Below are 12,569 nucleotides of genomic sequence, written 5' to 3'. Positions count from 1 at the left end.
GCTGCATGCCGGCCGAACAAGCGGGAGCGCTGCTCCCTTTCGTCGTGCCCGAACAGCTGGACGCCGAAGAGGCCCGACAACTGCTGCGGGAGGAACTGGCGAAGGGCATCTACCAGGAGGCCGAGCCATCGATCCTCGAACGCGCCTGGACGGCTTTCCTCACCTGGCTCGGCGAAGTCCTGAGCCAGATCAGGAGCGTCGATGCCGGACTGGGGACCATCCTGCTGGCAGTGGGCGCCGTCGTCGTCATCATCGCGGCCGTACTGCTGGTGAAACCGCGCCTCAACGCACGGAAGCGCGTTGACGCAACAGTCTTCCAGGAACAATCCCGGCTTGCTGCCCAGGCGCATCGGGACTATGCAGATTCTGCCGCCCGGGCAGGGAACTGGGATGAGGCTCTCACTGAGCGTTTCCGGGCCATCACCCGGGCCGCGGAGGAACGCGTGATCCTCGATGAGCAGGCAGGGCGCACGGCCGTTGAGGTTGCCCGACTGCTGCAGGACCTTTTCGCCACGCAGGCAGAGGACCTCGATTGGCTCGCTCTGCGCTTCAACGAAGTTCACTACGGTGCCCGGCCCGCAGACCGGACGGACTACGAGAGGGCAGTGGACCTCGATCAGGAACTGCAGCGGACCCAGCCCCGCCGCGAGGCCAACGCCAAGCAGTGGACGGCACCGGTATGAGCGCCACAACGGAGACGAGACATCCACCGGGCGGGGCCAACAAAGAGAGAACCAGCGCCGAAATAGTGGGCGACGGGCAGAGCGTGGGTTCAACCTTCTTCGGAACGCTCAAACAGGCTCGCGGTTGGTTGATCCTGGGCGCCCTCCTCCTGGTCACTGTTCTCATTGGAGCCATCGCTGCCGGGTTCGGGGAGCAGAATCCGCTGTCTCCCGAAAACGCCGCACCGGGTGGGGCCCGGGCCGCCGCGGAAGTACTGGAGCGCGGCGGCGTCGAGGTCATCCGTGCGGAGTCGCTTGAAGACGCCATTGACGCACTGCGGGGATCCGATGACACTCTGCTGTTACACGATCCCCAATCCTGGCTCACCTCGGAGCAATTGGAGTCACTCGGCGGCACTCTCGCTGACCGGACCGTGCTGATCGAGCCAGGCCTCACCATTCTGACCGAGCTGGCCGACGGCGTACGGTCCGCTGGAGTTATTCCGGCTGACATCACAGACCCGCTGCCGGCGAACTGCTCCAACGCGGCTGCGACGGCAGCCGGCTCAGTGAGCCCCGGAGGCTTTTCCTACCGCGGCGCGGTCACCTGTTTCCCGCTTCCAGGAGAGGAAGGCGGCAACACCGCCGGAACTTTTGTGACCACTGCCGACGGAGAAATCGGCGTCCTGGGTAACGGCGGGATCATCAGCAACGGCCGCATTGACGAACAAGGCAACGCCGCACTCACGCTGAGGGTACTCGGCAGCACGGAGACGCTCGTCTGGTACCAACCCACGCAGGATGACCTGGCGGTCACCGCCGGACCGGCTGATCCGCTGGCCCTGCTGCCCGACTTCGTCAACCCGCTGATGCTCTGGCTGCTGATCACCGCCCTGCTCGCTATTTTCTGGAGGGGGCGCCGTCTGGGCCCCCTCGTCACCGAGCCGCTTCCCGTCGTCGTCCGGTCGGCTGAAACCGCCGCAGGCAGGGCACGCCTCTATCAGGATGCAGGAGCGGTGCAACACGCCGCCGAAACGTTGCGCGCCGCGACGTTGGCACGACTCGCGGCGGCACTGCGCATACCGCCCGCTTACCCGCGGACAACCGTTGTGGCGGCCGCCGCCTCTAAAACTGGCAGGGATCCCGCGAAACTTGACTCCCTGCTTAACTCTCAGCTGCCGCACTCCGATGCACAACTGGTGCAGTGGAGCCAGGAACTGGACAAACTCGAACAGGAGATTCGTCGTTCATGAATCAGCAATACCCGCACCAACCGGCACTGCCCGTCGATCACCAGGAGCAGGATTCAGCGTCCCGCCGCACTGCCACTGGCGGGCAGGGTACGGCCACGGCGGATCCTTCGCGCCACGCGCTTGTCGCTGTGCGTGAGGAGGTTGCGAAGGCGGTGGTCGGTCAGGATGCTGCGGTAACCGGGATGCTGATCGCACTGCTCGCGAAGGGGCATGTCCTCCTTGAAGGGGTGCCCGGAGTCGCCAAGACGCTGTTGGTACGCAGCGTCTCAGCCGCGCTCAGCCTTGACACGAAGAGGGTCCAGTTCACGCCCGACCTCATGCCCGGCGACGTGACGGGCTCGCTCATCTTCGAATCCAGAACGGCCGAGTTCACTTTTCGCGAGGGTCCTGTCTTCACCAACATCCTCCTTGCCGATGAAATCAACCGCACGCCACCCAAAACACAGGCTTCCCTGCTGGAGGCCATGGAGGAGCGGCAGGTGTCTGTGGATGGCGTAACCCGCCCCCTGCCGGAACCGTTCATCGTCGCCGCCACGCAGAACCCTGTTGAGTATGAGGGAACCTATCCGCTGCCCGAAGCGCAGCTCGATCGCTTTCTTCTCAAGCTGACCCTCCCACTGCCCGAGCGGGACGATGAAATTGAGGTGATCCGGCGGCACAGTGCAGGGTTTGACCCACGGGATCTGGCAGCCGCCGGCGTGAGGGCAGTTGCAGGAGAAGCGGACCTCGCCGCCGCCAGGCACGCTGTACAGCGGGTTGGTGTTGCTCCTGAGGTGCTGAGCTACATCGTCGACGTGGTGCGCGCAACGCGCTCCGCGCCGTCGTTCCAGCTCGGTGTCTCTCCACGCGGCGCCACTGCGCTGTTGAACACTTCCCGTGCCTGGGCCTGGCTTTCCGGCCGCGACTTCGTCACACCGGATGACGTCAAGGCGCTGGCGCTCCCCGCCCTGCGGCACAGGGTCGCGCTGCGCCCCGAAGCGCAGATGGACGGGGTCAGCGTGGACAGCGTTCTGGCCAATATCCTCAGCACCGTGCCCGTGCCGAGGTAGATGTGGGGTCAGCATGAGCATCACTGCTCGCCTCGTTGTCCTGGCGCTTCTCGGAGTTATCCCCGTGCTTCTCTATCCAGGCGCCGTATCGATCGCGCTGTGGGTTGCGCTCCTAGTCCTCGGCTGCGCTGTGGACCTCGCTTTCGCTGCTTCCCCGCGGGCTATCGGCGTTCAGCGAAAGCTGCCGGGCACCGTCCGCCTGAGCGAGGAGACAGTCAGTACCCTCACTGTGCGTAACCATGCCACGCGGACTTTCCGGGGATGGATACGGGAGGGCTGGCAACCGTCCGCTGGAGCCCGGAATCCGGTCCACCGTCTGAGTGTTCCTTCGGGCGAAGGTCGCAATCTTTCCGTCCAGCTGGCTCCGCGTCGCCGGGGTGACCTGTCGGTACACCACGTGACCATTCGCAGTGCAGGTCCGCTTGGACTCGCCGCCCGGCAGGTCACCATCCAGGCGCCGGGCACCCTGCGGGTGCTGCCGCCCTTCCATTCCAAGCGCCTCCTGCCGTCGAAGCTGAGGCGCCTGCGTGAACTTGATGGCCGCGCCGCAGTTCAAATACGTGGGGCAGGGACCGAGTTCGATTCTCTCCGGGACTATGTCCGCGGAGATGACGTCCGATCAATCGATTGGCGAGCGTCCGCACGACGGCGCGACACCGTAGTGCGGACCTGGAGACCGGAACGAGACCGAAGAGTAGTTCTTGTGCTGGACACTTCACGCACCTCAGCGGCCCGGATCGAGGATGAGCCCCGCCTGGACACCGGGATCGAGGCATCCCTCCTCCTCGCAGTGCTGGCACAGCGCGGCGGCGACCGCGTCGATTTCATCGCCTTTGACCGGCGCCCGCGTGCCCGCGTGCAGTCCGGAGCGAAAGGGAATCTGCTCGAGTCCCTGGTCACGGCGATGGCTCCGCTCGAGTCTGAGCTGATCGAAGCCGATTTTTCGCAGATTCCTGCGCAGGTTCGTTCGATTTCGGCGCACCGCAGCCTGGTGGTGCTCCTCACAGCGCTCGATTCCGGCGCCGTCGAGGAAGGCCTCCTTCCGATGTTGCCCGCACTGACCTCCCAGCATGTGGTGGTGATTGCCTCAGTCCGGGACCCGCATCTCGACGAGTTGCGTTCCCAGCGCGGCACTGCAGCGGAAACATACCGCGCCGCAGCCGCTGAACGCGCGCTGCTGGACCGCGCTGCCATCAAGGAACGGCTCCGCCAGCTCGGGGCGGAAGTTGTGGACGAATCCCCGCACGAACTCCCGTCAAAACTCGCGGACCTCTATATCCGGCTGAAGGCGGCCGGACGCCTGTGACCATCGATCCGGCGGGAGGAGTCTTCGACTGCTCCGACGCCGCTCGCCGCCAGGTAAGGAACGCCCGCGCGGGCCTGCCCGCCCGTGCTCGATCCACGGCCAGTATCACGCCGGACTGGCCCATACAAAGGAGATGACTATGACGTCCTCGATCTATCAGCAAGCCCTCGGCGCCGGGTTCAGCCGACTGCAACCCGAGCTTCAGGAGTACTTCAGCCTCCATGAAGACTCGAGAGTGTACGGAACCGGACACGGTACGTTCGACGTGGCAGGAAGCCCTGCCCCACTCGTCCGACCGTTTTTCGCACTGGCAGCAAAAGAGAACTCGTTCTTCCCGGAGTACGAGAACAACGTGGACTTCACTGTGCGGAACTGGGCCCATCGGGATCCGTTCGGTAGGCCTTCACTGACCGCCCGCCGAGATCTTTCCTTCAGTAAGGTGTCTCGGGTATTCGAGGACACCACCTCGTGGGCCGATGGCCGGCTGGTCGATTACCTCGGAGCCCATCGGCGTATGGCCACCGCCCTCACCTGCGAGGTCACGGGCAGCGGCCGCATGCGGATGGTTTCCTCAGCCACCCGCCTGTTCGCCGGGCTCAGGCTTCCGCTGCCCGACGCCGTCGGCGCCCAGGCGTACATGGAGCAGTGGTGGGATAACGACGAGCACCGGTTCCGCATCAAGACCAACGTGCTGCACCGGCAACTCGGGCCGGTTCTCGTGTACGCGGGATGGTTCACCTATGAGCTCACCGAATACGACGGCGGCCTGCCGCCTGACGTGGCGCCGGCTCGCTGGGAACTTCGGACGTAAACGCGCTGCGCACGGCGGAAGCACAGCGAAAAAAGCGTCTCAGGCGTCGGCGATCGCCTGGTTCAGCGCGTCAGCACTCTGATTCAGGTGCGCCAGTACCTTGCGGGCATGAGCCGGTCCCTCTTCTGCCAATGCACCCGCGGGCGTCAGGCGGGTCGAGGCCAGTGATCCCAGGGCCAGCCCGAGTCCGCGCCAGGGACGCAGAAGGGCATCTGCAGTGTCCTGCACCCGCGCAGGTTTGCCGCGGGGAACCCGGACTCCCGCCCACAGCGTTCGGCCGGCTTCGATCAGTTCCGCCAGCGCCTCCCATTCGCTGTGTGACAGTCCGTCGAGGGGAACGGCGATACCTACACCGGGCACGCGCTCAAGCAGTGAAACCTGCCCTCCCGTCCTGAAGGAGAGCACGACGGCGGCAGCACCGGCTTTGCGTGCTCCTTCCGCCAGGAGGTTCCAGGCTTCGACTGCTTCGTGCTCCGGAACGGCGCGCAGCGTACGGTAGCCGCTGGCGGTCGGTATGGTGCCGACGAGGACTCCGTCGATCTGCGGTTCATCCAGTTGCAGTGTGAGCTGGGCGCCCGGGCTCGCAATGGCAGCGCGCCGCAGAAGCGATGCGACTCCGTCAATGAGCGCATCCCGGATGTCGCGCCGGGCTCCGTGGTCGAGCAGGGCACGCTCGCCATGATGGAGGTGAAGGTTTGCAGCAAGTGACAAAGGCCCGTGACAGTGAACTTTGAGCGAGCTCGCGGGACGCTCCTCAGCCCCCACCAGATCGGCAAGAACGTCAAGATCCGTGGACAGCGCGGATACCGCCCGCCGCAGGTCCTTTCCCGGGCGGTCGACCAGCCTCCAGCCATGCGGCTGGAGGTCCACGGGGAGGTCGGCGAGCAGCGCTGCGGTCCGGCCGATCTCGTCACTACCGACCCCGCGGTCCGGTAGGGAGGGAAGGAACGGCAGATTGGGGCTGCCGAGCTCGCCCCGGATTATCCGTTGTGCTTCGACCGGGTCCTGGCCGGGCCAGGATCCGAGCGCCGTGAATGTCACGGCGCTGGTTTCAGGCGCCGCTGCTTCACGTGCCCCTGCTTCAGGCGCCCCTGCGGGATTATTCATCGCGGAGCGAGTGGTTCTGGGAAATATCCTGGTGGTGGCGGATAACCTCGGAGATGATGAAGTTCAGGAACTTCTCCGCAAACGCCGGATCGAGATGGGCTTCCTCCGCCAGTGCGCGCAGCCGGGAGATCTGGGCTGCCTCGCGAGCTGGATCCGCCGGCGGGAGCTTGTGCTCGGCCTTCAGGTGACCCACACGCTGCGTTGCCTTGAACCGTTCAGCCAGCAAATACACAAGTGTGGCGTCGATGTTGTCGATGCTGCCCCGAACTGAGAGCAGTTCCTCCATAACGGCGGGATTCACCTCGCCGGCGAGTGAGCTCGCGGAAGGGTCGAAGCGCCGAATCTTCTCAGTCATGGTTCCAGTTAAGCAGACCGCGCAGACGCACAGCGCATTATGTCTGCGCAGTGCCCGTTCTCAGCGCGCCGCAGCAAGGTCAGGGCGCTCGAGCGAACGGGCCGAATCCAGCGTCGCCTGCCCCAACACGCGGGTTCCCTGATAGATGACGACCGTCTGCCCGGGCGCGACACCGCGCATCGGTTCAGTGAGCCGAACCACGAGACTCTGGCGGCCGTCGTCGTCGTACTCCACCTGCGCACGCGCGTCGACGGGATCACCGTGTGCACGTACCTGGGCCATGCAGTCGAATTCCTCACCGCTTTCGACGGCGGGGATCGGCAGCCCTGCCCACGACACCTTGATACCGCGCAGCTGGTCGACGGCGAGCATGCGCTCGGGCCCGACCACCACTGTGTTTTCCTTCGGACGGATCTCCAAAACAAACCGGGGCTTGCCATCGGGAGCCGGCCGTCCGAGCTTGAGACCCTTCCGCTGGCCGACAGTAAATGCGTTGGCGCCGGGGTGGGTTCCGATGGTTTCGCCCTCCACGTCCACGATGTTGCCTTCGCTGAGCTCAATCCGCTCCTCCAGCCAGCCGCGGGTGTCGCCGTCGGGAATGAAGCAGATGTCGTGACTGTCCGGCTTGTTGGCGACGGACAGACCGCGACGCTCAGCCTCTGCCCGGACTTCAGCCTTTGACGGCGTTTCAGCGAGCGGGAACATGGAATGCTTCAGCTGTTCGTGCGTGAGCACGCCCAGCACATACGACTGGTCCTTGGCCCAGTCGGCGGCCCGGTGCAGTTCGCGGCTGCCGTCGGCGTTCTCGGTGACCTTCGCGTAGTGGCCGGTGCACACCGCATCGAAGCCGAGGGCCAGCGCCTTCTCAAGCAGAGCCGCGAACTTGATCCGCTCGTTGCACCGCATGCAGGGATTCGGTGTACGCCCGGCGGCGTACTCGGCGATGAAGTCGTCCACGACGTCTTCCTTGAACCGCTCGGAAAAGTCCCACACGTAGTACGGGATGCCCAGGATGTCGCAGGCACGCCAGGCATCGCGGCTGTCCTCGATGGTGCAGCATCCGCGGCTGCCGGTGCGCAGGGTCCCGGGCATGCGTGAGAGAGCAAGGTGGACGCCCACCACATCGTGTCCCGCCTCCACCGCGCGGGCGGCCGCAACGGCCGAATCGACGCCGCCGCTCATCGCTGCGAGTACCTTCATTGTTGTGCGCTCTCCCTAACTGAAGCCTGTTCCTGCGGTCTGAATTGATGATGCGTGCCCTGACATGCCTGCCTTGCGTGCGCGTTGGTACGCTTCCGGCAGCGCGGCCACCAAGGCGTCAACGTCTTCCGGCGTTGATGTATGCCCGAGGCTGAAACGCTGTGCACCGCGGGCCTCGGTTTCGCTCAATCCCATGGCCAGCAGCACGTGTGAGGGCCGCGGGACTCCGGCGGTGCACGCCGATCCGGTGGAGGATTCCACTCCGGCCACGTCCAGCAGGAAGAGCAGCGAGTCACCCTCGCACCCTGGAAAGGTGAAATGGGCGTTGCCCGGCAACCGTTCACGTGCCGGCCCCCGGAGGATGGCCTCAGGCACAACCCGTTCGACGCCGGCAATCAGCCGGTCACGCAGTTCCGCCAGCCGTACGGATTCCCCGGGAAGGTGCGTGACGGCGTCGTCGGCTGCTGCTGCGAACGCCGCGATCCCGGCGGTATCCAGGGTGCCGGAGCGGATGTCCCGCTCCTGTCCGCCGCCGTGCTGGACGGGAGTGAGCTTCACCGACCGGCCGACGAACAACGCTCCCACACCTACCGGACCGCCGATTTTGTGCCCGCTGACGGCCATGGTGGCCAGCCCAGATTCGGCGAAGGAAACCGGCACCGAGCCGAACGCCTGAACCGCGTCCGAGTGGACCGGAATGCCGTGAGCTGCCGCGGCTGCTGTAATTTTGGCGATTGGCTGCAGCGCACCCACCTCGTTGTTCGCCCACATGACAGTGACCAGCGCAATGTCCTCCGCGCCGCCGTCGAGCTCCTGCTGGAGCGCGTCCAACCGGACGATTCCTTCCGCTGTCACCGGAAGCCAGGTGACCCGGGCGCCCTCGTGCCGTTCGAGCCATTCGACGGTGTCCTGGACAGCAGGGTGCTCGACGGCGCTGCAAAGGATCCGGGTCCGCTGCGGTTCTGCGTCACGACGGGCCCAGAAAAGTCCCTTGACAGCAAGGTTGTCGGCCTCTGTACCGCCGGAAGTGAAAATGACCTCGGACGGGTGCGCTCCGGCTGCCCGGGCCAGCGTCTCGCGGGCATCCTCGACAACCCTGCGGGCACGCCGACCGGAGCCGTGCAGCGATGAAGGGTTGCCGCTACGGCTGAGTTCGGTAGTGAGTGCGGCGAGCGCGGGCGCCGAGAGGGGCGTGGTCGCCGCGTGATCGAGGTACACGGGCACCCGTCAATTCTACCGTCGGGCGCCATCAAAGCCGAACGGGCGCCGTTGAGTTGGCAGGACACGCCCCGAATAACCGCGCATAGAGGGTTTGTCCTGCCGAAACAACGGCTAGGCACTGGACTGTCAGGAACGACTGATAGAAATGAGCTGTGGAACAGACCCCCGTACATCCCGGCTCACCGCAGTTCGTTCCCCACCTGCTGCATGCCAGGCACACGTTCGGGCAGCGCGTCCTGGACTTCGACCGCCAGATCGCGCTCATGGCGATCATCAACCGCACTCCTGATTCCTTTTACGACGGCGGACGCACCTTCGCACTGCAGGCGGCAGTCGATGCTTCCCTGCAGGCAGTGTCCGACGGCGCCGACTGGGTGGATATCGGCGGCGCACCCTTTGCCCCCGGTCCGGCTATCCCGGCTGCTGAGGAAGCCGACAGGATTATTCCGGTGATTCAGGCAGTTCGAGACGCGTCCGACGTCGTTATCTCTGCCGATACCTTCCTTCCGGAAGTGGCGGAGCAAGCCATTAAGGCGGGCGCGAACGTCGTCAACGACACCACCGGCCTGCGTAACCGGGACCTCGCCGCGGTGGTTGCCGAGACCGGCGCGCACGTGATCATCACCCACAGCCTCGCCGAGCCGCGCACCGTACTTGGGCGGCCTGCCTACACGGATGTGGTGACGGAGGTGGCGGATTTCCTGGTTCGGCAGGTAGAGCTCGCTGTCATGCTTGGCATCAGCGAAGACCGCATTCTGGTGGACCCCGGCCACGACCTGAACAAGAACACCCTGCATTCACTCGATATCACGCGCCGGTTCGCCGAAATCGCTGGGCTCGGATACCCCACCCTCGCTGCAGTGTCGAACAAGGATTTCATCGGGGAGACGCTGAACCTGCCCAAGCCGGAACGAGTCGAAGGATCCATTGCCGCCGCCGTCATGTGCGCCGTTGGCGGAGCCCGAATCCTTAGAATGCACAACGTAACTGCGGCCCGTTCCGCCATCAATGTCGTGGAAGCAGCGATGGGCTGGCGTCAACCGGCCTATCTCCGGCACAACATGGGAGATGTCAACCAGCCTTGATCAATCAACTTCTGCCGCACAGCGCAGCCGACCGATCCGACGACGACCTGCTCGAGCTGTACGGTTACCCTGCTGAGCGCCCCTGGGTGCGGTTCAACTTCATCACCAGCCTCGACGGTTCAGCGACGCATCAGGGCGTTTCCGCACCACTGGGCAATGACGGCGACCGACGCCTGTTCGGTCTCCTCCGGCGGGTCAGCGATGTGATCCTGGTGGGTGCGGGGACCGTGCGCGCCGAGGGTTACGCAGGGCCTTTGGTCAGCGAGGAGGACAGCCGGTGGCGTACTGAGCAGGGACTGCCCGCCCATCCTGCTCTGGCGATCATTTCAGGAACGCTGGGGATCGAGCCGGACAGCGATCTGTTCAGGCTCTCTCCGGTCCGCCCCATCCTGATCACGACCGCGGCCGCGGAGAAGGAGCGCGTGCGTTCCCTGTCGGAGGTTGCCGACGTCGTGAGTGCGGGTGCTGAGAGCGTTAGTGCGCGCACGTGCGTTTCACTGCTGAACGACCGAGGGTTGGGCCGCATTCTCTGCGAAGGCGGGCCGAGTATCTTCGGCGGTTTCCTTGCTGAGGATGCGGTTGACGAACTGTGCCTCTCACTCAGCCCGCTGCTGGCCGGTGGCCAGGGCACGCATATCGCCGCCGGCGTTGGCAGCCCCGAGCTCCGTCAGTTGGCATTGGCGTCATTGCTGGAGTGCGACTCTGCCCTGTACGGGCGCTGGATGCGCGCCGACAATCGCTAACGCGGTGGAATCACCGAGATGCCGCTGCGTACTTCTTCGACGGCTGCAGCCAGTTGCTTGTCGGACGGACACGAAACGGTAAAGGCCAACCCAGTCCCCGTTGCCCCGAAGAGGCGCAGCGATACGATACTCGCGGGATCGTCGCCGGCTGCGCCCTGCTCATAGGTCAGGAACTCGATCGATGCCGTCGATTCCGCGGGCGACGCTCCCCATAACCAGTTCGTGGTCACGAGGTACTCCGGCAGGATGCTCGGGTCCAGGAACCGGAACAGCGCCTCGGTGGAGGCTTGGTCATCACCAGCGACCACCAGAGGGCCCTGTGGCGGTGTGGATCGCAATGACGCGGTGCACCCCGCGTCGCTGATGTACACAGACTCGCCGTTGACCAATGATTTCTCTTGCACCCACCCCGGAACTCTCGACAACCCGTCCGAGAAGGCGACCGTGTCAGCTTCTTCAATGTAGCCGCCACGGTCAAACGTCATGTCATTACCGACGATGTCGGCCCGCGTCAGCGGCGGCAACTCCGAGGAACTCCCGGAGACGGCGTCCGAGGGCGCAGGCGCCGTCGTCGTCGGGCTGGTTGACCCGCTTTCGGCCGGCCTCACGGGCACCTCGATCCGGCATCCGGCGAGCAGCGGCGCAAGGAAGAACAGAACGGCATACCTCAGAAGCGGCCGATCCCTCCATGCCATCGAAACTCCCCCTTCCCGCACGACCGCGATCCTCCTGGATTTCAGAAAACCCTTGACAACACCGGCACCTACTTTAGCGAGCACATCTCACGCCGGCTCCCGGAAGGCCTATGGACTGAGCGCAACAACAAGCTTCAACGGATGACCGCGCCGTGTGCCTCTGCAACGGCGAGCGCCTGGGAGACGTCGACGACGGCGCCGCGGACATTGAAGTTCTCCGCATCGATCCCCTCGAGGGTGCTCCCGCGGAGGTCAGTGCCTTTCAGACGGGCGCCGCCCCAGGAGATGCTGGTGAGGCGGCAATCTCGGAACTCAGCGTCCCGGAGGTCCGTTCGGGTGAAGTCGGCCTCCGTGAAGTTCGCGTCGGAGAAGACGCTGCGCTGCAGGTCGGCCCCCGCTAAGGAGACGAACGACCAGTTGCCTCCAACCACCCGAATCGGCTTGAGGGAAGACCCAGTGAAGACGCTGCCCGTGAACTTGCAGCTTTCGAAGGTGGCATCGAAAAAGTTGCAGTGTTCGAACCGGCAATTGTCGAATGCGCTGTTGACATGGGTCGACACGTTGAACCTCACATTGCGGAAAACGCAACCGCTGAAGACGGAACCCTCGCTGCGCATTTCGGTGAAATCGCAGTCCGTGAAGCGCTGACCGCTGTGATCTTCGCGCTTGCTTCCGGTTGCGTACCAGTCCAACCCGCTGTGTACCTCGTTATTGCCCGCCATGCACCTGATGCTATCCGGCCATTTGCCGGAGGGAACGACACCGTTTACAGTCAAGCGCGGAACCTGCGAACACCGTTCCTGATCCTTCTTCGCCACGAAAGGCCACTATGGCAGCCCCCGACCGCACGTACTACGCCGTGCTCGGGGTGAGCAGAAGTGCCACTGCGAAACAGATCAAGGACGGCTACCGCAAAGCGGCCCGGACGGCTCATCCTGACCAGGGGGGAAACGCTGAGCTGTTCCACGAAGTGGCCGTGGCCTACGAGCTGCTTTCCGATCCGGAGCGACGCCGCCGCTACGACCGCACCCTCGGCGTCGAGGATCCGTTGCCCGGAGCGCGGCCGGCGGCCAGGCCGAAGC

Annotated in this window: 14 protein-coding genes; 8 read left to right on the top strand and 6 right to left on the bottom strand. The window is 64.9% G+C overall.

All coding sequences use genetic code 11. The annotated features are described in order from the left end of the window. The first annotated feature begins 5 nt into the window (after positions 1-5). From P4U43_RS08470 to P4U43_RS08450, 5 genes are all read left to right on the top strand, one after another. On the top strand, positions 6-683 hold the full coding sequence (locus P4U43_RS08470; protein WP_277358341.1) for a DUF4129 domain-containing protein: 678 nt from the start codon (positions 6-8) through the stop codon (positions 681-683). Further along, positions 680-1,915 (top strand): DUF4350 domain-containing protein, encoded by a 1,236-nt coding sequence (locus P4U43_RS08465; protein ID WP_277358340.1) that lies wholly within the window; start codon positions 680-682, stop codon positions 1,913-1,915. Before P4U43_RS08470 ends, P4U43_RS08465 begins: the two co-directional genes overlap by 4 nt. After that, entirely contained in the window at positions 1,912-2,964 is a 1,053-nt protein-coding gene (locus tag P4U43_RS08460; protein ID WP_277358339.1) for an AAA family ATPase, read from the top strand. The genes P4U43_RS08465 and P4U43_RS08460 overlap by 4 nt, the downstream gene beginning before the upstream one ends. A gap of 13 nt (positions 2,965-2,977) precedes the next feature. Continuing rightward, positions 2,978-4,270 (top strand): DUF58 domain-containing protein, encoded by a 1,293-nt coding sequence (locus tag P4U43_RS08455; RefSeq protein ID WP_277358338.1) that lies wholly within the window; start codon positions 2,978-2,980, stop codon positions 4,268-4,270. Between the two features lie 139 nt (positions 4,271-4,409). Next, complete coding sequence (locus tag P4U43_RS08450) at positions 4,410-5,081, top strand: DUF4166 domain-containing protein (protein ID WP_277358337.1); 672 nt, start codon at positions 4,410-4,412, stop codon at positions 5,079-5,081. A 39-nt stretch (positions 5,082-5,120) separates the two neighbouring features. Here P4U43_RS08450 and P4U43_RS08445 read toward each other — a convergent pair whose 3' ends face one another. The 4 genes from P4U43_RS08445 to P4U43_RS08430 are packed head-to-tail and all read right to left on the bottom strand — an operon-like array spanning position 5,121 to position 8,967. After that, the gene (locus P4U43_RS08445) at positions 5,121-6,188 is read right to left on the bottom strand and encodes a uroporphyrinogen decarboxylase/cobalamine-independent methonine synthase family protein (protein ID WP_277358336.1); all 1,068 of its coding nucleotides are present in this window, start codon (positions 6,186-6,188) and stop codon (positions 5,121-5,123) included. Next, entirely contained in the window at positions 6,181-6,543 is a 363-nt protein-coding gene (locus P4U43_RS08440; protein ID WP_277358335.1) for a chorismate mutase, read from the bottom strand. Before P4U43_RS08440 ends, P4U43_RS08445 begins: the two co-directional genes overlap by 8 nt. A gap of 60 nt (positions 6,544-6,603) precedes the next feature. Then, the gene (gene mnmA / locus P4U43_RS08435; RefSeq protein WP_277358334.1) at positions 6,604-7,743 is read right to left on the bottom strand and encodes a tRNA 2-thiouridine(34) synthase MnmA; all 1,140 of its coding nucleotides are present in this window, start codon (positions 7,741-7,743) and stop codon (positions 6,604-6,606) included. 15 nt (positions 7,744-7,758) lie between these two features. Next, positions 7,759-8,967, bottom strand: coding sequence for a cysteine desulfurase family protein (locus P4U43_RS08430; protein ID WP_277358333.1), 1,209 nt, complete (start codon positions 8,965-8,967; stop codon positions 7,759-7,761). A gap of 149 nt (positions 8,968-9,116) precedes the next feature. Between P4U43_RS08430 and folP the strand changes: the two genes are divergently transcribed. Both folP and P4U43_RS08420 read left to right on the top strand, forming a co-directional pair. Beyond that, positions 9,117-10,049 (top strand): dihydropteroate synthase, encoded by a 933-nt coding sequence (folP, locus tag P4U43_RS08425; RefSeq protein WP_318533018.1) that lies wholly within the window; start codon positions 9,117-9,119, stop codon positions 10,047-10,049. Then, entirely contained in the window at positions 10,046-10,792 is a 747-nt protein-coding gene (locus P4U43_RS08420) for a pyrimidine reductase family protein (protein WP_277358332.1), read from the top strand. The genes folP and P4U43_RS08420 overlap by 4 nt, the downstream gene beginning before the upstream one ends. Here the strand turns inward: P4U43_RS08420 and P4U43_RS08415 are convergent. Further along, positions 10,789-11,487: a hypothetical protein gene (locus P4U43_RS08415; protein ID WP_277358331.1), complete on the bottom strand. Its 699-nt coding sequence runs from the start codon at positions 11,485-11,487 to the stop codon at positions 10,789-10,791. The two genes, P4U43_RS08420 and P4U43_RS08415, sit on opposite strands and share 4 nt — an antisense overlap. 134 nt (positions 11,488-11,621) lie before the next feature. Further along, positions 11,622-12,209, bottom strand: coding sequence for a pentapeptide repeat-containing protein (locus tag P4U43_RS08410; RefSeq protein ID WP_277358330.1), 588 nt, complete (start codon positions 12,207-12,209; stop codon positions 11,622-11,624). Positions 12,210-12,316: 107 nt separating this feature from the next. Between P4U43_RS08410 and P4U43_RS08405 the strand changes: the two genes are divergently transcribed. Next, positions 12,317-12,569, top strand: a 253-nt coding sequence (locus tag P4U43_RS08405) for a DnaJ domain-containing protein (RefSeq protein WP_277358329.1), incomplete at its 3' end; no start/stop codon positions are given.

The sequence above is a fragment of the Arthrobacter vasquezii genome (assembly GCF_029455255.1).
GTDB lineage: Bacteria > Actinomycetota > Actinomycetes > Actinomycetales > Micrococcaceae > Arthrobacter_D > Arthrobacter_D parietis.
This window is presented reverse-complemented; position numbering and strand designations above follow the sequence as displayed.